20 protein-coding genes are annotated in these 17,794 nt (G+C 58.5%); 9 read left to right on the top strand and 11 right to left on the bottom strand.

Annotated elements, in window-relative coordinates:
- Positions 1-4: 4 nt before the first annotated feature.
- The 4 genes from ACIQJ2_RS13665 to ACIQJ2_RS13650 form a co-directional block, all read right to left on the bottom strand.
- Entirely contained in the window at positions 5-469 is a 465-nt protein-coding gene (locus ACIQJ2_RS13665; RefSeq protein ID WP_400669429.1) for a GNAT family N-acetyltransferase, read from the bottom strand.
- Between the two features lie 33 nt (positions 470-502).
- Positions 503-1,654, bottom strand: a complete 1,152-nt coding sequence (locus ACIQJ2_RS13660; RefSeq protein WP_400669617.1) for a DUF2336 domain-containing protein — start codon at positions 1,652-1,654, stop codon at positions 503-505.
- A 229-nt stretch (positions 1,655-1,883) separates the two neighbouring features.
- Positions 1,884-2,480, bottom strand: coding sequence for a flavin reductase family protein (locus ACIQJ2_RS13655; RefSeq protein ID WP_400669426.1), 597 nt, complete (start codon positions 2,478-2,480; stop codon positions 1,884-1,886).
- Positions 2,480-3,067, bottom strand: a complete 588-nt coding sequence (locus tag ACIQJ2_RS13650) for a nitroreductase (RefSeq protein ID WP_400669423.1) — start codon at positions 3,065-3,067, stop codon at positions 2,480-2,482. Before ACIQJ2_RS13650 ends, ACIQJ2_RS13655 begins: the two co-directional genes overlap by 1 nt.
- Before the next feature lie 109 nt (positions 3,068-3,176).
- Between ACIQJ2_RS13650 and ACIQJ2_RS13645 the strand changes: the two genes are divergently transcribed.
- Positions 3,177-4,298, top strand: coding sequence for a hypothetical protein (locus ACIQJ2_RS13645; protein WP_400669420.1), 1,122 nt, complete (start codon positions 3,177-3,179; stop codon positions 4,296-4,298).
- A 53-nt stretch (positions 4,299-4,351) separates the two neighbouring features.
- On the opposite strand, the gene ACIQJ2_RS13640 is transcribed toward ACIQJ2_RS13645, so the two are convergent.
- The 5 genes from ACIQJ2_RS13640 to ACIQJ2_RS13620 form a co-directional block, all read right to left on the bottom strand.
- The gene (locus ACIQJ2_RS13640) at positions 4,352-5,191 is read right to left on the bottom strand and encodes a lysophospholipid acyltransferase family protein (RefSeq protein ID WP_400669417.1); all 840 of its coding nucleotides are present in this window, start codon (positions 5,189-5,191) and stop codon (positions 4,352-4,354) included.
- Positions 5,192-5,333: 142 nt separating this feature from the next.
- The gene (gene thrS, locus ACIQJ2_RS13635; protein ID WP_400669414.1) at positions 5,334-7,322 is read right to left on the bottom strand and encodes a threonine--tRNA ligase; all 1,989 of its coding nucleotides are present in this window, start codon (positions 7,320-7,322) and stop codon (positions 5,334-5,336) included.
- Positions 7,323-7,450: 128 nt separating this feature from the next.
- Positions 7,451-7,978 carry a DUF1697 domain-containing protein gene (locus ACIQJ2_RS13630; RefSeq protein WP_400669412.1) on the bottom strand — a complete coding sequence of 176 codons (528 nt, stop codon included), beginning with the start codon at positions 7,976-7,978 and terminating at the stop codon, positions 7,451-7,453.
- A gap of 6 nt (positions 7,979-7,984) precedes the next feature.
- The gene (gene yidD / locus ACIQJ2_RS13625) at positions 7,985-8,407 is read right to left on the bottom strand and encodes a membrane protein insertion efficiency factor YidD (RefSeq protein ID WP_199150521.1); all 423 of its coding nucleotides are present in this window, start codon (positions 8,405-8,407) and stop codon (positions 7,985-7,987) included.
- 15 nt (positions 8,408-8,422) lie between these two features.
- Complete coding sequence (locus ACIQJ2_RS13620; protein WP_400669409.1) at positions 8,423-8,884, bottom strand: iron-sulfur cluster assembly scaffold protein; 462 nt, start codon at positions 8,882-8,884, stop codon at positions 8,423-8,425.
- A gap of 291 nt (positions 8,885-9,175) precedes the next feature.
- On the opposite strand from ACIQJ2_RS13620, the gene folE reads away from it, so the two are divergent.
- From folE to ACIQJ2_RS13605, 3 genes are all read left to right on the top strand, one after another.
- On the top strand, positions 9,176-9,787 hold the full coding sequence (folE, locus tag ACIQJ2_RS13615) for a GTP cyclohydrolase I FolE (RefSeq protein WP_199150523.1): 612 nt from the start codon (positions 9,176-9,178) through the stop codon (positions 9,785-9,787).
- A 134-nt stretch (positions 9,788-9,921) separates the two neighbouring features.
- A complete protein-coding gene (gene hisI, locus ACIQJ2_RS13610; protein ID WP_400669406.1) occupies positions 9,922-10,371 on the top strand; it encodes a phosphoribosyl-AMP cyclohydrolase in 450 nt (149 codons plus the stop codon).
- Positions 10,372-10,478: 107 nt separating this feature from the next.
- Positions 10,479-11,438 carry a patatin-like phospholipase family protein gene (locus ACIQJ2_RS13605; protein WP_199151241.1) on the top strand — a complete coding sequence of 320 codons (960 nt, stop codon included), beginning with the start codon at positions 10,479-10,481 and terminating at the stop codon, positions 11,436-11,438.
- A gap of 111 nt (positions 11,439-11,549) precedes the next feature.
- Here ACIQJ2_RS13605 and ACIQJ2_RS13600 read toward each other — a convergent pair whose 3' ends face one another.
- On the bottom strand, positions 11,550-11,984 hold the full coding sequence (locus ACIQJ2_RS13600) for a CBS domain-containing protein (protein WP_199151242.1): 435 nt from the start codon (positions 11,982-11,984) through the stop codon (positions 11,550-11,552).
- A 167-nt stretch (positions 11,985-12,151) separates the two neighbouring features.
- Positions 12,152-12,919 (bottom strand): rhomboid family intramembrane serine protease, encoded by a 768-nt coding sequence (locus tag ACIQJ2_RS13595; RefSeq protein WP_400669402.1) that lies wholly within the window; start codon positions 12,917-12,919, stop codon positions 12,152-12,154.
- 314 nt (positions 12,920-13,233) lie between these two features.
- Here ACIQJ2_RS13595 and ACIQJ2_RS13590 point away from each other — a divergent pair, with 314 nt between their 5' ends.
- The 5 genes from ACIQJ2_RS13590 to ACIQJ2_RS13570 all read left to right on the top strand — a co-directional run bounded on the left by ACIQJ2_RS13590 (position 13,234) and on the right by ACIQJ2_RS13570 (position 17,735).
- A complete protein-coding gene (locus ACIQJ2_RS13590; protein WP_246762468.1) occupies positions 13,234-13,893 on the top strand; it encodes a PAS domain-containing protein in 660 nt (219 codons plus the stop codon).
- Positions 13,894-13,977: 84 nt separating this feature from the next.
- Positions 13,978-14,607: a PilZ domain-containing protein gene (locus ACIQJ2_RS13585; protein WP_400669399.1), complete on the top strand. Its 630-nt coding sequence runs from the start codon at positions 13,978-13,980 to the stop codon at positions 14,605-14,607.
- 74 nt (positions 14,608-14,681) lie between these two features.
- Positions 14,682-15,644, top strand: coding sequence for a prolyl aminopeptidase (gene pip, locus ACIQJ2_RS13580; protein WP_400669396.1), 963 nt, complete (start codon positions 14,682-14,684; stop codon positions 15,642-15,644).
- A 386-nt stretch (positions 15,645-16,030) separates the two neighbouring features.
- Complete coding sequence (locus tag ACIQJ2_RS13575; RefSeq protein WP_199151247.1) at positions 16,031-16,636, top strand: transglutaminase-like cysteine peptidase; 606 nt, start codon at positions 16,031-16,033, stop codon at positions 16,634-16,636.
- 328 nt (positions 16,637-16,964) lie between these two features.
- Positions 16,965-17,735: a hypothetical protein gene (locus tag ACIQJ2_RS13570; protein ID WP_400669393.1), complete on the top strand. Its 771-nt coding sequence runs from the start codon at positions 16,965-16,967 to the stop codon at positions 17,733-17,735.
- The last annotated feature ends 59 nt before the right edge of the window (positions 17,736-17,794 follow it).

Genomic DNA, 17,794 nt, shown 5'->3' with positions numbered 1-17,794 from the left:
CGTCTTAAGCCTGCGTTAGGCGCTTTTCCATGAAGAGGCTGAGCGGGTCCGGTCGATAACTGCCGAAAGCTGGAATTTCGACATACCCGAACCTCTTATAGAGGCCGATTGCTTCCGGTTGATAGATGCCGGTTTCGAGCCGAACGGCGCTGAGATGCTTTTCGATCGCCGCGGCTTCGATTGTTTCCATCAATGTTCGGGCGACGCTCTTCCCTCTGGCGGCAGGGTCTACGAACATGCGCTTGATCTCGGCGGTTCCGTCGCCAGCCTCGACCAGAGCGCAGCATCCGACGATCTCGCTCTCGATCCTCGCAACCCAGAAAGTTACGGCCGGCTTCTCCAGCGAGGAGAGATCGAGCATGTGGTTGCTTTCAGCCGGATAGAGCGATTCCGCGTAAGCATCCGACATTTCAAGAAGACGGATGACACCACTCTGGTGGGGAGATTCAACTGATATAATCAACGACAAGATACACCTCGCAAACGAGCCGCCTGCTGGATATCACGCAGCGGCAAGCGTCGCCAGTGCGGCAAAGTTCCGCGCGGCGTGCCTGCGCTCGGTGTTTGCGAGTTTCTCGACCATGTCGAGCAGTTGCTTGGCAGCTGCTGCTTGCTCTGTCAGACGAAATTTCCGAGCAAGGTGTGAAGAAACATTTTCCAGCATGGCCTCGCCGTTCTTGCGCGAGGCATCACGCCAGATCAGCGTGGCCTCCACGAACACGGTGCTGATGTCCCTGGACAGGCCGGCGCTCTCGTAAAGCGCACGGATCGCATAGACCCGGCCTCTGGAAATGATGGAGCGCGCACGCCGTTCGTCGCAGCCCGAAAGATTGGTAATCGCGCAGGCGAAGAAATCGACCTTGCCGGAGCATAGCGCATGCATCAGGAATGCCGGCGTCAGCCAGCCGGATTGCCTCAGATGTTCGACCAGATCGGGCAACTGTTCATGCTGCGCCGATCCCGCAATCGCAACCGTGGCGCAATCGCTGGCTTCACGAGTGACCTGTTGCAGCCTGCCGGCTCCGATAACTTTCTGGATGAGATCGGATTCCGACAATGCATCACTGACCCGGCGCATCAACAAATGCTTGATGTCGGATGACAAGGCGTCGCGCGCCAAGAGAAGGCCGCGTATGTCGGCGCAGTCGCCAAGCCGCTCGGCAATGCGCTTCAGCGAAGCTTGCGATAGCAGCGCCCCGTCATTTTCCAGAAGACAAAGGATCTCGGTTTCTGCGCCGATTTCGGCGAGCGCCGCGCAGACCACGCGCGGCACCTGCCCGCGCGATGCAATCAGAACCCGAGTGACGTCGCTGCCATGCAACGCAAGATCGACGAGATCCGCGTCGGTAAACACAGGCGAAAACAGAATGATCTGCCCCGCGATTTCGGGCTGGTCTTCCGCAAGCGTCAGAATCACGTTGCGTGGAGTTCTCGGCGAGTGTGCAACGGCTTCCGCGAGCGAAAGCCGCACGCGCGGCGACGGGTCGTCCAGCAGGTAGGTCATCGCCATCTCGGCGGCAACGCGCTCTTCCTTGGGCATATCCGACTGCAGATAGGCGCGGCCGAGCGCATTGGCGGCCCTTGCACGGTTCTCTGCCTTTGCAGTCTCGGCCCAACGAAGGAATGCTTCTATGATCACGTAACGCCCCGATATCGGCGAGGCGATTCCCGCCCCGCAAACTCATGCTGCCAACGTTACCGGGCAAAGGTTTACGGGTCGTTTACCGTGTTTGTTAACTCCTTCAAAAACAAAGGCTGAAGTCAGGAAGCATCGAGCATGATGCCGAAAAGCATATGCGTTTTTCGGACGACATCATGTTCTGCCTCATTGATTCCTGGGCGGACCGAGATTTTACGCCAAGCAGAGGTTGAGTCATGCGGCGCTAGGGCCGCATCATTTCGAAAACATCGCTGCCTTCGGCGTAGTCCATATAGCCCATGCGCGCGACCGGCCTTGCAAGCGCCATATCGAGCCTGCCGTCGCGAATGATCGTCTCATCGATATGGATACCAACGACCTGGCCGATGACCATGATGTTGTCCGAGGGTTGACCGTCGAGGCCCTTCGGCTGGAGGATCTCCGTCACACGGCACTCGAGCACGGCGAAGGCTTCACCCACATAGGGGGCGTCGATCAGCTTGGCAGGCGCAGCTGTCAATCCGGCTAGTTCGAACTCGTTGACGCCATAAGGCGCCGCAATCGAAGAATGGTTCATCTTCTCCACGAGATTGCGGCTGACAAGGTTGGTGGTGAAAACGCCGGTCTCCTCGACATTGCGCGCACTGTCCTTGCGGCCGGACGAAGAAAACATCACCAGCTTCGGCCGATCGCTGACCGCATTGAAGAAGGAATAGGGGGACAGGTTCAGCGAACCGTCCCTGCCCTTGCTCCCGATCCAGCCGATCGGCCTCGGCGCGACGATCGCCTTGAAGGGATCGCGCGCCAGGCCATGCCAATTGCTATCCGTCGAGTAGAACATCAGGCGCTGCCGCCTCCGACCCAGGTAACGGTTTCGGCCAACTCCGGACGCGGACGTTCCACAGGCGGGAAGTCGGAAGAGCCGATATGGATGAAGCCTGCAACTTTCTCGCCCGGCGCGACGCCGAGCAGCGGATAGGCGCGTTCATCATAGGCGAACCATTCGGTCAACCAGTTCGATACCCAGCCATGGGCGTTCGCGGAGATCAGCAGATTGAGGCAAAGCGCACCCGCCGACATCAACTGCTCCCACTCAGGGATCTTCACGTGCGGAGCCGCCTTGCTGACGACGGCGATCACGACAGGCGCGCGGGTGAACCGCGTGCGTTCCACCTGAATCATTTCCTCCGACAGATCAGGTTTGTCCTCCAAAGCGAGCTTCAGCAATTCCTCACCAATGCGCACGCGTTCCTCGCCGCGATAGACGATGAAGCGCCAGGGTGCGAGCTTGCCATGATCGGGAACGCGCGATGCCAACCGAATGATCTCCTCGATCTCGGCCTTCTCGGGGCCTGGCTCCGCCATTTGAAACGCGGGAATGGATCGGCGCACGGCAAGATAATCAATCAGCTTAATATCGGTTTTCATGGAGTGATTGCTTTCATTTAACGGATAAGAGGATGTAGGCCTTGAATTTGTCATGGCATTGGTTTTGAAGTGGCGTGTGTCTTATCGGAAGTCAATCGGTTCGGAACCCATGTCAGGCATTTCATCGGCTCGCCGATTGAGCGCGGCTTTCGCGGTTCTCGGCTGCCTCTGTACAAACGCCTCGGCGCAGGAAGCTTTCAAAGAGTTCAAGCAACTCGACGGCAGCATGAAGATGCCGAAGCTGAACGCCTTCGTCGCGCCCGATGGCGAGAATTCTCCTGCCCGAACGCTGCGCGACGTTTCGCTGGAAGCCAAGCTGACGCCGCAGAGCGGCCCGCAGCAACAGGGCCTGTCTTGGTATGTCTTCAGTCCGATTGCCGGTGCCGACGGCAAGCTGCCGCTGGTGGCCAGCTCGAAGGGTGGCTCGGCCTCCTTCCATCTCCTGCCAGGCGATTACTTCGTCAACGTTTCCTTCGGCCGCGCCGGCGTCACCAAGAAACTGAGCGTGTCGGAAACGGGCGAAACACAGAAGCAGACCATGGTGCTCGACGCCGGCGGCATGGTTTTGAACGCCGTATCGGGCTCCGATGTGCGAATCCCGCCCGATGAACTGAGCTTCTCGATCTATTCCAGCGAAGCCAAAGACGATGGCGAGCGTGGCCTTGTCATGGATGATGTCAAGCCGAACACGCTCGTCGGCCTTAGCGCCGGCACCTACCATATCGTTTCCGAATATGGCGAGGTCAACGCCGTCATCCGTGCCGATATCCAGGTGGAAGCCGGCAAGGTCACCGAGGCGACGATCCAGCACAGGGCGGCCAAGATCACGTTCAAGCTGGTATCCGACGCCGGTAGCGAGGCGATCGCCGATACCGCCTGGTCGATCCTGACCTCCGCCGGCGATATCGTCGGCGAAAGCGTCAGCGCTTTCCCGACCATGGTGCTTGCCGAAGGTCGCTACACCGCCGTTGCCCGCAACAAGGATAAGATCTATCAGCGCGATTTTACCGTGGCCGCGGGCATGAATACCGACGTGGAAGTGCTGATGAAGCAGCAGCAGCCGCAGGATGCCGACAAACGGCAACCGGCTCAGCAGATTCCGCTTCAGATGCCGCAAATGCGGCAGACACAATCGCCGCAGACCGAGCCGGCAACGTCGAACCAGCGACCACTGCCCACGTATGAGCAACTGTCACCCGCCGGTGGCGATGAAGGCGACAGCATGGATTGAAGGTGCCGGCAGATTCCCGACACCGCTATATCCGCCTTGAAAAACCCGGCCTCTCAGACCGCTTTTCGGCGCGGCATCTTTCGCGGCGGTGCCATGGAAAACACGGCGCTGTAGAGCTTCGAGAGCAGATCCTTCCGGTCGCTTCCCTCACTGAGCGCTTCCCAGCTCATCAGTGCACCGATATGCGCCGTGATGGTACTTCCAGATAGCCGCCGAAATTCGCGGATCAGCAGCGATATGCGCAACGTCATCGAGAGGCGGCTCGCGAGGTGGAAGAGCCGACCGTTCTGTCCCTCGAAATAGATGGGTATGACGCTGGCGCGCGCCGCCTGGATAAGTTTTGCGGGAAAAATCTTCCACGGCAGGTCTTCCGCGCGGCCAAACCCCTTCTTGGCGGTGGCGACGCCACCAGCCGGAAAGATGATGATCGTCGTGCCTTCCTTCAGCAGACGAACGGCCTCATGACGCGTCTTCATGTTGATGGCCATCGCCTCTTTGGTTTCCTCGAAGGAAACGGGAAGCGAGTAGTCGTGCATCTCCGGCACCTTCAACAGCTCGTTGTTGATCAGCACCTTGAAGGGGCGACCGAGTTGCTCGGCAAGTGCCAGGACGGCAATGCCGTCGCCGATGCCATAGGGATGATTGGCGACGATGACGATCGGCGCGTCGGGAATATCCCGAGGCGGCCATTCGCCCTTGGCGAGCAAACGCACATCGATAAGGTCAAGCATCTTGCCAAAGACGCGCTCGCTCTTGCCGATGATATCGGTGCGCCAGATATCGTAGAGCCGGGCGTAACGGTCGCGGCCGGACAGGCCTTCTATGGAGCGGATGAACCAGCGCTTGATGCGCGTATCCCGTTCATTGGCGTAGGATAATTCTTTGAAATCCAAATGCGCAACGGGCTGCCCCGCTCCTATCCTTCTGCTGCGCCACACCCAGCGGCTGCAGCAACGCTTTGATTTTTCTACTATATGAAAGCTTTATGTCAGTTGTCTGACGGCACCCTTAAGGTGCCGTCAGCAATGGTTGGCCTCAAGCAGCCTTGATGCGCCGAGCTTCCCGCTTGCGCAGAACGTCCGGCGGCGTAGCTTCCAGCGTAAGCGCTGCGATCGCCTCGTCGAGAGACATCGAGGTCTGCGCCTGGCTGCCGAGACGGCGGATATTGACCGAGCGCTCCTCGGCTTCCTTCTTGCCGCAAACGATGATCACCGGAACCTTCGTCACCGAATGTTCGCGGATCTTGTAGTTGATCTTCTCGTTGCGGAAATCGGTTTCGACATCGAGACCGGCATCGCGCAGCGCTTCCGCTACTTCTTCGCCGTAGGCATCGGCTTCTGAGGTAATCGTCGCGACGACGACCTGCAGCGGTGAGACCCAGAGCGGCATATGGCCGGCGAAGTTCTCGATCAGGATGCCGAGAAAGCGCTCCATCGAGCCGCAGATGGCGCGGTGGATCATCACCGGCTGGGTCTTTTCCGAATGCTGGTCGATGTAGAAGGCACCGAAGCGCTCCGGCAGGTTGAAGTCGACCTGCGTCGTGCCGCACTGCCATTCACGGCCGATGGCGTCCTTGAGCGTATATTCGAACTTGGGACCGTAGAATGCGCCCTCACCCGGCAGAATGCCGGTCTTGATGCGTCCTTCGGACTGTGCCTCGATCGTCTTCAGCACGTCCATCATCACGCTTTCAGCGCGATCCCAGAGCGCGTCGGAGCCCACGCGCTTCTCCGGGCGGGTCGAAAGCTTGACGACAATCTCCTTGAAGCCGAAATCCTCATAGACCGACAGGATGAGATCGTTGATCTTCAGGCATTCGGCGGCCATCTGCTCGTCGGTGCAGAAGATGTGCGCATCGTCCTGCGTGAAGCCGCGTACGCGCATCAGACCATGCAACGCGCCCGAGGGCTCGTAACGATGGACAGCACCGAATTCCGCAAGACGGATCGGCAGTTCGCGATAGGACTTCAAACCATGCTTGAAGATCTGGATATGGCCAGGGCAGTTCATCGGCTTCAGTGCGAAGACGCGATCGTCATCGGTATCATCGCCCGCGACGGTGACCTTGAACATGTTGTCACGGTACCAGCCCCAGTGACCCGAGGTCTCCCACAATGACTTGTCGAGCACCTGCGGCGCGTTGACCTCCTGATAGTCGCCTTGAAGGCGCCGGCGCATATAGGACACGAGCGTCTGGAACACGCGCCAGCCCTTGCCGTGCCAGAAGACGACGCCTGGGCCTTCTTCCTGGAAATGGAACAGGTCCATTTCGCGGCCGAGACGGCGATGGTCGCGCTTTTCCGCTTCTGCAAGGATGTGCAGATAGTTGTCGAGGTCGGCCTGCTCGGCAAACGCCGTGCCGTAGATGCGGGTCAGCATCGGATTGTTGCTGTCGCCACGCCAATAAGCGCCGGCCACCTTCATCAGCTTGAAGGCATTGCCGATCTGGCCGGTCGAAGCCATGTGCGGGCCGCGGCAGAGGTCGAACCAATCGCCCTGGTAATAGATCTTCAGATCCTGACCTTCGGGGATCGCGTCGACCAATTCCACCTTGTAGTTCTCGCCCTTTGCGGCAAATACTTCCTTTGCCTTTTCGCGCGACCAGATCTGCTTGGTGAACGGCTTGTTGCGCTGAATGATCTCGCGCATCCGCTTTTCGATGACCGGAAGGTCATCGGGCGTGAAGGGCTCGTTCTTGGCGAAATCATAATAAAAGCCGTTCTCGATAACCGGGCCGATCGTCACCTGCGTTCCCGGCCAGAGTTCCTGCACTGCCTCGGCGAGAACGTGTGCGGTGTCATGGCGGATCAGCTCCAGCGCGCGGTCATCCGAGCGGGTAATGATTTCAATCCTGCCGTCGGTGACCGGATCGGAAAGGTCGCGGACGGTGCCGTCGATGGCAATCGCGACAGCCTTCTTGGCCAGAGACTTGGAAATGGATTCGGCGACATCGCGACCGGTCGTGCCGGCAGCAAAGCTGCGCACGGAATCATCGGGAAATGTCAGGGAAACAGGTTGGGACATCGATATTCTCCTTGTCCAGTCCCGCCAACGAATGCGGGTGGTTTCGAAAGATAGGGATTAAGTAATTACCTACTTATATCCGCGCGCCTGATAGCTCTATTTCGCAATCTAGTAAAGAAAAAGCGGCGTTAACGGCGGATCATCTCGGCCAAACCGCGCACGGTGTTCCAGTTTCGCATCGTTCCGACACCGAGCCTTTTTGTGGTCAGCGCCGGCAACAATTTTGTTTCGCTGGCCTTGAGACCGAAATCGACCCAGAGATCGCCGTCGATAATGGCCATGCGCTCATCGCGCCGATATCTGGCAAGTGTGTCGATGATCTCTCCCGGAAGCGGCTGGCGCATGATGCGAATACAGACTTCGCTGCCGATTCCGTCGAGGAAAGGATTGCTCTCGGCGAGCCTCAGCCATGTCGCGGCATCACGCACAATGATATCGACATGTTTGCCGAAGGTTGCGGCAAAGCCGGTCTCAAGCTTGGCCTCGATATCAGCGATCGGCTGCTTTTCACTTTTGAAAATCAGATTGCCGGTTGCAACGAGCGTTCTGGGGTTTTCAAAACCAAGCCGTTCCGCCATCGCCTTGAGATCGTTCATCACGACCCTGCGTCCGGCGCCGAGTACGATACTGTAAAGCAGGGCAACGTAAACGGTCATACGGGCTCAAGCGACCTTCTGCCCGAGGCGGAAGTAGCGCCACGGTGTCCACCAATGATAGCGCTGCTCCAACGCATCGGGCACCGGATCCAGCCCGCTGGTGCCGCCAGGCCCGCAGCGCCCGACGCGAAACAGCGTCATCCAGCCGCCGGCCCATAGCCCATGGCGCGCAACGGCCTCATAACCATATTCCGAACATGTCGGAATGTGGCGGCAGGAATTGCCGACGAAGCCCGAAAGAGTAAGCTGGTAGAGCCGGATAAAGCCCATACCGAGAAGGCGATCCGGCGTCTTGCGGAAAGGACCGGAGTAATTGCGTGAGCGCATCGCCTTGTCGCCGAGCGGTGACGCAGCAACACGCGACTTTTTCGAAGGGGCTGCGCCGCCTTCGTCCCCGTCATCGTCCTGCATCAAACAGAATTGGCACATTGCCCGGCGCTCCGATCAGACGGCCTTGGCCGTTTTGGCATTTTCGCCCTGGCGAGCCGCTTCGATCTGACCGATGGCATCGACAACGGCATCGAAGGTAAGCATCGTCGATGCGTGGCGTGCCTTGTAGTCCCTGACAGGCCGCAGATAGCGCATGTCCTCGAACCGACCGCTCGGCCCCTCGCCATCAGCCTTGAGCATGGCGAGCATGTCTTCGCGGGCCTTGCGCACTTCATCTGCCGAAGCGCCGATCACGTGAAGCGCCATGACCGACGACGACGCCTGGCCAAGCGCACAGGCCTTGACGTCATGGGCAAAATCCGTCACCACATCGCCGTCCATTTTCAGCCAGATTTTTACGCGAGAACCGCACAGTCTGGAATGGGCCTGGGCACTGGCATCGGCGTCAGGAAGACTGCCGATACGGCCGATATTGCCGGCAAACTCCAGGATTTTGCTGTTGTAGATGTCGTCCATACCAGATTTTGCTCCGATGCACCCGTGAGTGTTTCGTAACAAAAAACACAGCGTGTCCGTTTAGGACACTTTCACAGGGACAATGCCATACTATATGTATGTCGTTCGAAGACCAACGAAATGCAATGGTCTTCTGTAAGTTTGATGGGAAACCGTGCAGGACGGCAGGCTTGTCCGCCAGCCAGAACGCCCCGGAGCCCGCCAAAGGTACACACTCTCCGTACCTCGGGGATGCCAGTGGCGAGTCCGACAAGATGATATCCGCTTAGCGGGTCAGGAGAACCACAGGTAATGGACGCCATTGTAAAGAACTTTCCGCAAGCCGTTGAATCCGACCGCCCGTCGCAGAAGGAAGCCGAAGACGCAGTTCGCGTTCTGCTTCGCTGGGCTGGCGACGATCCGCAGCGCGAAGGCCTGCTCGACACGCCCGCGCGCGTCGCCAAGGCCTATCGTGAGCTCTTCTCCGGCTACGACTTGAACCCCGAGGATGTTCTCGGCCGTACCTTCGAAGAAGTTTCCGGCTATGACGACATGGTCCTCGTGCGCGACATTCCGTTCTATTCGCATTGCGAACATCACATGGTCCCGATCATCGGCAAGGCACATGTCGCCTACCTGCCGAACGGCCGCGTTCTCGGTCTGTCTAAGATCGCACGCGTCATCGAAATCTTCGGCCGCAGGCTGCAGACGCAGGAAGCCATGACTGCGCAGATCGCCAACGCCATCGACGATACGCTGCGTCCGCGCGGCGTTGCCGTGATGATCGATGCCGAACATATGTGCATGGCCATGCGCGGTGTGCAGAAGCAGGGTTCAACGACACTGACGACGACCTTCACCGGCGCCTTCAAGGCGGATCCCGCAGAACAGGTCCGTTTCATGTCGATGGTCCGGGGTCGCTAGAACCGGATGATTTCAGGCCACATAGGCCTAGAAACTGAATCCGCTCTAGAAGCAAGCAGAGCATGATGTCGACCGAAATTCTCTAACGTTTTTCGGCGGCATGCTTTAACCGGACGTCAGGGAAAGAGCCGGAAATGAATATTATTTTCAATGCGCCTTCCGAAGACAAATCCGAACTCGAGGATGCCGGCGATTTCACGCCGCGCTTCGACGATCGCGGTCTGATCACCGCGATCGTGACCGATGCGCACGACGGCGAACTTCTCATGGTAGCGCATATGAACGCCGAGGCGCTCGCCTTGACGATCAAGACCGGTACCGCCCACTATTTCAGCCGTTCCCGCGGAAAACTCTGGAAAAAGGGCGAAACTTCCGGAAATCTGCAGACCGTGATCGAAATCCGTACCGATTGCGATCAGGATGCAATCTGGCTGAAAGTCCAAGTCGCCGGACATGACGCGACGTGTCATACTGGGCGCCGGTCCTGTTTCTATCGCACCGTCGAACTGGAAGACGGAAAGCCTGTGCTGAGCGTGGTCGACGATCATCTGCATTTCGATCCGGAAGACGTCTACAAGCACTAGACCTATCGGCGAAATAATCGAACTGGCTACAACCGGTATACGATTTGGAAACAAAAAAGGGACAGTATTTTAGCAAGAGGCACGCAAGGCCTCGGAGGAGGCTTTAAATGCTGAATTGGGGTTTGAATCGTCACCTCGGCGGACAGAACTCGACCGGTTTGAGCACCTCGCAGGATACGTCTCCGCCACTTCCGACCCCCGCCCCCCCCAAGAAGGTCAATATCGCCCTGGCGCTCGGCGGCGGCGCGGCGCGCGGTTGGGCGCATATCGGCGTACTGCGCGCCTTGGACGAGGCAGGAATAGCCGTAGGCATGATCGCAGGCACCTCGATCGGCGCTCTTGTGGGCGGCTGCTATCTTGCCGGCAAGCTCGATGAGCTGGAAGCTTTCGCCCGTTCCCTGACCATGCGGCGCATCGCGAGCCTTCTCGACCTGACGATCGGTGGTAGCGGTTTGTTTGGCGGCATGCGGTTGACCAAGCGCATGCAGGAACATCTCGAAGGCCTGTCCATCGAAGATTTGGGCCATCCATTCGTCGCCGTCGCTTCCGAGCTGAACACCGGTCACGAAGTCTGGATCGCCAACGGATCCCTTATCACTGCACTGCGCGCATCTTACGCCCTGCCCGGTATCTTCGAACCCGTACGATCGAACGGCCGAACACTCGTCGACGGTGCGCTCGTCAATCCGGTTCCCGTTTCGGTATGCCGCAGCTATGAGCAGCCGCTGGTGGTTGCCGTGAATCTGCACTACGACCTCTATGGCCGCTCCGCGGTGGTCAAACACAATGTCGGCCCGCCCAACGGCGATCAGGTCCGCCGCGACGATACGCCCGCCATGAAGCTCGGTATGACCGGCGTGATGGTACAGGCCTTCAACATCATACAGGATAGAATTGCGCGCGCTCGCCTTGCGGGCGATCCACCCGATCTGGCGCTGCATCCGCGCCTGAGCGATATCGGTCTTTCGGAGTTTCACCGCGCCGGCGAAGCCATAGAGCGCGGCTATGAGGAAGCCTCGGCGAGATTGACCGAGATCCGGCGCATGCAGGAAGCATACGCTCGCTAGACCGGCGCCGATATGTCAGCGAAAGCTAGTCGTGCCGCCGATTCAGGCTGGAAACGCTTGTCTTGCAATCGACCCGTCGGGTCGATTGCACGCGCCACGTCAAACTGCTCCTCAGCCCGCAATATAGGCCTTGATATGCTCGGCCTCGAGCTCGATCTCGCGGATACGCCATTTGACGACGTCGCCGATCGAGATGATACCGGTGAGTTTACCCTTCTCCTCGACGGGAACATGCCGGAAGCGACCCAGTGTCATCACCTCCATGAGTTCGTCGGTGGTTGTATCTTCCTTGCAGCGCTGCACCTTCGCCGTCATCAGCGATGCGATCGGCTTGTCGAGGCATTCGGCGCCATGTTTGGCAACCGCATTGACGACATCGCGCTCGGTAAAAATCCCGGAAATCTTACCGTTCATGCCGACGACGACAATCGCGCCGATGCGCTTTTCGTTGAGTAGCTTCGCTGCCTCTGCGAGCGTCGTATTCCCCCCGGCGGTAACGACATCGCGGCCTTTGGCATCCAGTATTGCTTTTACGGAAACTGACATTCGATCCTCCCATCTCGAAAGCATGGTGAACACTTGAAGCATCCGATATGTTCCGAAATCACCCCCGGAGCTCAAACCGGCGCCTGCCCGTCGGTCGAGTCGATCTCCTCTATCCCACGATCGACGGATAGCAATGGTGCGCTCGCAACGGCAAGAAAGCAACAGCTTCATTCATCGCGTAATGCAGCTTCTTGTTCTTCCATGCTGGGCTGGCGATCAAACAGCGCGAAGAGCAGAAATCCGAAGAGAAAACCGCCGATATGGGCATCCCAGGCGACCGGCTGCGCACTGTCGCCGACAAGCGTGATGCCGAAGGCGACGAGCGCATTACCGGCAATCCACATGACGATATAGGCAACGACCGTGCGGCTGCGCAACGCATGGAGAACGCTCAGCCGCGGATTGAGATGCGCCTGCCGCATCGAAATGCGACGTCCGTCCATCGCCGGGAAGGCGAAGCGGCACGCAGCGCCCATCAGTGCCGAAACGACCCCGGATGCGCCGATCAGCAGGGTCTGATCGCCCCAATAGAGCGCCGCATGCATGAAGGCGGAGGCGGCGGATGAAAGAATCCAGAAAATCACATAGCGGGCAGTACCGATACGCCGTGCGACCGGTGCCGCGAACACCATCAGCCAAAGGCTGTTGAAGACGATATGTTCGATGCCGCCATGTAACAGGGAATAGGTGACCGGCGTCCAAAGCCACTCCAGCCCCTGCTGAGACAGCGGGAAGTCGTAACGTGCCGGAATGAAGCTGAAGGTGAAATAGATCCAGTTCAGCGTATCGTCCGACCAGGACGGTACATTCATGAGCGCGAAGACGGCAACCAGCAGCGCAAGGCTGGCCAGGATGACCGGAGGCAGATTGAAGGCCGGAACTCGCGGCGGCCGGGGATCTTCCGGCTCGTGGCGCGGCAGCTGTTCATCGTCCATGTCTTGCTCTGCTTTTCCTTAGATGTGATCGACACATAGCGCAGCAAAACTCAAAAAAAAAGCCGCCCGGATGCCGGGCGGCGTATCGGACGCTTTTCTGCTGGGTTGGCCTGCAAGGCCTGCATTGCGCCCTGAAGTTCGTGCTGAAGGTCACTTGGTGAAGTGATGCTCAATTCCTTTCATCTGCCGTCAGGATTGGCAATCGAAACCGATCGTTAACCCTAACGACCCCGGTCTGGCATGAAACTGGCAAGGCATGATGTGAAGGCGAAAAACGGCAACGCGATTGAACTGAAATGGGACACCCACGCATCATGCGGCAGAAGACGAGCACAGAGATATTTACCTACTGGGAGCAGATCCGCGGTGACGCGGATGCGCCCTTGCGCAATTTGATACAGCCCTCCGCCATCAGCCATATTCTCCCGGAACTCTTCATTCTTGAGAATACGGCGGACGACAATCCGCGTTTCCGCCTGGCGGGCACGACGATCTGCAATCTGATGGGACGCGAGATGCGCGGCGAGGACTTCGCGGCGCTGTGGGCCGGCAGCCAACAGGACGATCCCGTGCACATCGCCGCCGGCGTCATGACGCATGTCGTTCCTGCGATGATCCATGCAACAGGCTATTGTATCAGCGGCCGTAGCGTAGCGTTCGAGATGATGCTGATGCCCTTGCGCAGCTCAAGCAATACTTGCGACAGATTGTTGGGCTGCCTGGCACCCACCGCTCCCGCCGCGTGGCTTAGCAATGAATGTCTGGAGTTCCTGGCGCTCGATCGTACGCGCCTGCTTTATGAGCGCCCTGCCCGCATCATCGACGCGCCGCCGCATCCCGATCCAACCGACCTCCTGCCATCCCAGGAAAGCATGCGCCTGGGCGAATGGATGCGCAGAAAGCTCAATCTGGCAATGCACGGTCGCAATGCCGCTGTTGAACCACCTCGGGACAAAATCGGGCGACGCTTGTAAGTAACGCTGCTGGAAAGACAACATTACCTTAAGAACTTTCGGCTAGTTATTGCATCGGACGCAATTGGTCAAAGAAGCTCATCCATGCATTCATTTCAGCCGGCCCAGGGCATGCGGTCAAATCAAATGACAGGCAATACCCTCCGCAACGATCAGAGGACTTTTCAGCGAGTCCCGATCAATATGCAGGGTCGACTGATGCTTGCCAATTATGAAGAATTCGAGTGCCTGGCAACCGAAATGTCGCCGGGCGATATGCATGTCACCTGCGCGGGACGTCCTCGGGCCGGTGAGCGCGTCATCGCCTATATCGATCATCTCGGCCGCGTGGAAGGTCACGTCGTTGCTGTCGATGGCCGCGGTTTCACAATGTCGATCAATGCGACCGAGAGGAAGCGCGAAAAGCTTGCGGCCCAGCTCACCTGGCTTGCCAACAAGCATGAGCTCGGCCTGCCCGAGGATCGCCGTCATGATCGTCTGACGCCGCGCAATACACGCTGCGAGTTGACCCTCGACGACGGCACGCTTCATTTCTGCCGGATCATGGACCTTTCGCTCTCCGGTGCCGCCGTTGACGTTGATGTGCGCCCGCCGCTCGGCACGCCCGTACGCCTCGGCAATATGCGGGGCCGCGTTGTGCGTCACTTCATGGAAGGCGTGGCGATCGAGTTCCTTTCGCTGCAATCGCGTGAGACCTTGCGCGAATTTCTATGATCCTGTTATCGTCCTGTCACACAACGCCATGAAATAGCGACGCTTGTCCTTTCTTCGATGCGTGTGGCGGCAAGATGCTCTATCCGGATAATGCTCCCTTTGCGGATGGCCTGCTCGAGGTCGGCGACGGCCAGCGGATATTCTGGATGCAATCGGGCAATCCCGCCGGCGCGCCGGTCCTGATCCTCCATGGCGGGCCGGGATCCGGAAGTTCCGCTGGAGCGCGCCGATATTTCGATCCGCAGCATTACCGGATTATTCAGTTCGACCAGCGTGGCTGCGGCAATAGCCTCCCACATGCGTCGGAGCCGGATGCCGATCTGTCGGCGAACACGACATGGCACTCCATCGCGGACATCGAGCGGCTGCGACATTGGCTGGGCGTCGAACGCTGGGTCGTTTTCGGCAATTCCTGGGGGTGCACGCTCGCCCTTGTCTATGCCGAAACCCATCCGGATCGAGTGTCTTCCTTGCTTCTCCTCGGCATCACCATGACGAGGAGGACGGAGATTGACTGGCTCTATCACGGTCTCGGCCGTTTCTTTCCCGCGGAATGGGCGCGTTTCCGTGCGGCGGTCCCCTCCGAGGATCGTGACGGGCATCTTGTCGACGCTTACTACCGCCTTCTGTGCAATCCCGATCCGGACATTCACGTGAAAGCGGCCAGGGATTGGCATGACTGGGAATCCGCGTCGATCCTGATCGATCCTCGCGCCACTTTATCGGCACGCTGGTCTGACCCGCGCTTTGTAACGGCGCGAGCCCGTATCATCACGCATTACTTTCACCATCTGGCCTGGCTGGAGGAGAGCCAGGTCCTGCGCAACGTCGATCGGATCGCCGACATTCCCTGCATGATGATCCAGGGGCGTCTCGATCTCGAAGCACCCCTGCTTACGGCATGGGAATTGTCGCAGGCATTGCCGGACGCCGAGCTTATCATTGTTCCCAACGCCGCCCATTCCGCGGATTTGGCGGAGATGGCCGCGACGATCGTTCGTGCTACGGACGCAATGCGTGTGCGGACTTCAAAGTAAAAGCCAAAAATATTTTTTTGGCCGTTTTTCCTAAATTGGTACGGAATGGCACATTTCGGTCACCAGCCCGCTGAACCGACACGACCATATTGTTTCACCCTGAGACGATATTCGACCACAAGAGCCGCCTTACCGTTAACAATTCCATTGACGAGAAGCCGATTGAAAGCGGCGCCGGGATGACGTTGCCCACAGGGGAACACATACCGGAAACGTTCAAATTTTAATCGAATTCGTTAACGAGCGACTCTGCGCTTTCCTTTTGCGACGTAAAGGAATTGATTCAAATTTGATTCAACTAAGCCCTTAATTTGACTGTGCAATTTTGCGCCAGATAAAAGCATCCCTGTCATTCTGATCCCAACAAAATAAGCAGGGACAGGGACATGAACTTTCAATTGGTACTTCGCGGTCTTGCCGCCTTGGCACTCACCACTCTCGGGTTCTTTGGCCTTGCTCAGGCTGCGCCCGCTAGCATGACGATCACCGGCGACGCTGCTCCGCCGATCGGTCATTACGAGTTCTGCAAAGAAAACCCGCGCGAGTGCGTTTTTGCGGGTGGTGATGCCGGTCCGATCATCCTCAACCAGGATAGCTGGAAGACGATCCTGAAGATCAATTACACGGTCAACACGACGATCAAGCCGATGACCGACATGGAACTCTACGGCGTCGAGGAAAAGTGGGCGATCCCGACCACGGCCGGCGACTGCGAGGATTTTGCCCTGCTGAAGCGCAAGGAACTGATCGATGCCGGCTTTTCCCCGTCCGATCTGCTCATGACCGTCGTCCTGCAGCCGAACGGCGACGGCCACGCCGTCCTGACGGTTCGCACCGATCGCGGCGACTTTGTCCTCGACAACATGCGCAACAAGGTGAAGCTCTGGTCCGAGACCGAATACACCTTCCTCAAGCGCCAATCCGTCGAACACCCGGCTCGCTGGGTCAAGATACAGGACGGCCGCGCCGTCGCCGTCGGCAGCCTGAAGTAAGGATCCCATACAAGGATCGTCGGTGGCCTAGCACCGATGATCAAGAGCAGAGGCCCGGTCTCGTCCCCTGATTTCTGTCCAGACCGGTGCCTCTGAGCCGTTCCCACTGTCCCGGGAACGGCTCTTTCCGTTCTCCGGCTCAGTTCCAGCCGCATAGGAGGAAGTTCGCGGAATAGCACGCTCGTCGACGTATTTTTAAAGCTTCATTAACCATCGTGGCGCCAATCATTTTTCCGACAAGACTCATCAAAAGTCTGACCCTGCCGCGGAATTGCCATCGCTCGACTTGAGGGTGGTATCCAGCGCAGAAGGAAATGAAGGCAAGGACATGGTTTCTTCTCCGTCATCAGCCTCGATCATCGACGAAAGGCCACTGATATCGAGCGGCCTCGTCTATCGGGTTACGTCTGTTATAGCCGTACTGGCCGCCCTCACCGTTGCCATATCCGTTGGCGGCCATTGGCTTGGCGAGAGAATTTCGCTGGGCGGCCATACCACGGACACCAAACCCGTCTCCGTGACGATCGGCGAGGACACGCTGCGCCTGGCGGCGAATACCATCCGATTCCCGAGCGAGCGCGTGAACGGCACAGCCGAACGTGTCGATCTCTATCTCACATGGCCGCAGATGCAGGGATATAGCGAGGCCGATCGGCTTCGCTTTGACGATGTCTCCCAATCTTCGTCGCTGATCTTCCTGCAGCTCAGCCAGAGCACGATGTCGCGCGACATGTCCGGCCGGCTGGAGCCGATCTATTCCCATATCGTGGATGGCGCACCATATGCCGGTCCCTATGGCCTGACAGCGCATCGCCTGCGTGCCGACGCCGGCTACAACAACGAGATTCTCCTGACGGCGCCGCGTCCAGGCCAGCCCGACTATGTCGTGCGCTGCCTCCTGCCCGCTTCACCGGCCCTGGCAACCAGCGGTGACTGTCAGAGAGATGTCAAAATCGGCAAGGACTTGAGTGTCCTCTATCGCTTTTCCAGCAATCAACTCGAAGATTGGCGCACGATGGATGCCGCCGTCCAGAGCTTCGTTGGAGCGCGGCTTGCGGATGCTGCCAGCTCTTCATCCACGGCTGGCGGCGGTCGCTAAAAAGGCACGAAAACCTGAAACCAACCGTTCATCATAAACCGATTGGTAACGCTAAGCCC

Source organism: Rhizobium sp. NPDC092011, from assembly GCF_044756305.1.
Lineage (GTDB): Bacteria > Pseudomonadota > Alphaproteobacteria > Rhizobiales > Rhizobiaceae > Rhizobium.
Note: the sequence above shows the minus strand (reverse complement) of the source record. Positions and strands in the feature narration are given on the sequence as shown.

What these genes read in the sequence shown, in the direction of transcription:
- ACIQJ2_RS13655 (WP_400669426.1), bottom strand. Translation starts at nt 2,480, where the DNA reads ATGTTCTACTCGACGGATAGCAATTGGCATGGCCTGGCGCGCGATCCC.
- ACIQJ2_RS13650 (WP_400669423.1), bottom strand. Translation starts at nt 3,067, where the DNA reads ATGAAAACCGATATTAAGCTGATTGATTATCTTGCCGTGCGCCGATCC.
- ACIQJ2_RS13645 (WP_400669420.1), top strand. Translation starts at nt 3,177, where the DNA reads ATGTCAGGCATTTCATCGGCTCGCCGATTGAGCGCGGCTTTCGCGGTT.
- thrS (WP_400669414.1), bottom strand. Translation starts at nt 7,322, where the DNA reads ATGTCCCAACCTGTTTCCCTGACATTTCCCGATGATTCCGTGCGCAGC.
- ACIQJ2_RS13630 (WP_400669412.1), bottom strand. Translation starts at nt 7,978, where the DNA reads ATGACCGTTTACGTTGCCCTGCTTTACAGTATCGTACTCGGCGCCGGA.
- yidD (WP_199150521.1), bottom strand. Translation starts at nt 8,407, where the DNA reads ATGTGCCAATTCTGTTTGATGCAGGACGATGACGGGGACGAAGGCGGC.
- ACIQJ2_RS13620 (WP_400669409.1), bottom strand. Translation starts at nt 8,884, where the DNA reads ATGGACGACATCTACAACAGCAAAATCCTGGAGTTTGCCGGCAATATC.
- folE (WP_199150523.1), top strand. Translation starts at nt 9,176, where the DNA reads ATGGACGCCATTGTAAAGAACTTTCCGCAAGCCGTTGAATCCGACCGC.
- hisI (WP_400669406.1), top strand. Translation starts at nt 9,922, where the DNA reads ATGAATATTATTTTCAATGCGCCTTCCGAAGACAAATCCGAACTCGAG.
- ACIQJ2_RS13605 (WP_199151241.1), top strand. Translation starts at nt 10,479, where the DNA reads ATGCTGAATTGGGGTTTGAATCGTCACCTCGGCGGACAGAACTCGACC.
- ACIQJ2_RS13600 (WP_199151242.1), bottom strand. Translation starts at nt 11,984, where the DNA reads ATGTCAGTTTCCGTAAAAGCAATACTGGATGCCAAAGGCCGCGATGTC.
- ACIQJ2_RS13595 (WP_400669402.1), bottom strand. Translation starts at nt 12,919, where the DNA reads ATGGACGATGAACAGCTGCCGCGCCACGAGCCGGAAGATCCCCGGCCG.
- ACIQJ2_RS13590 (WP_246762468.1), top strand. Translation starts at nt 13,234, where the DNA reads ATGCGGCAGAAGACGAGCACAGAGATATTTACCTACTGGGAGCAGATC.
- ACIQJ2_RS13585 (WP_400669399.1), top strand. Translation starts at nt 13,978, where the DNA reads ATGCATTCATTTCAGCCGGCCCAGGGCATGCGGTCAAATCAAATGACA.
- pip (WP_400669396.1), top strand. Translation starts at nt 14,682, where the DNA reads ATGCTCTATCCGGATAATGCTCCCTTTGCGGATGGCCTGCTCGAGGTC.
- ACIQJ2_RS13575 (WP_199151247.1), top strand. Translation starts at nt 16,031, where the DNA reads ATGAACTTTCAATTGGTACTTCGCGGTCTTGCCGCCTTGGCACTCACC.
- ACIQJ2_RS13570 (WP_400669393.1), top strand. Translation starts at nt 16,965, where the DNA reads ATGGTTTCTTCTCCGTCATCAGCCTCGATCATCGACGAAAGGCCACTG.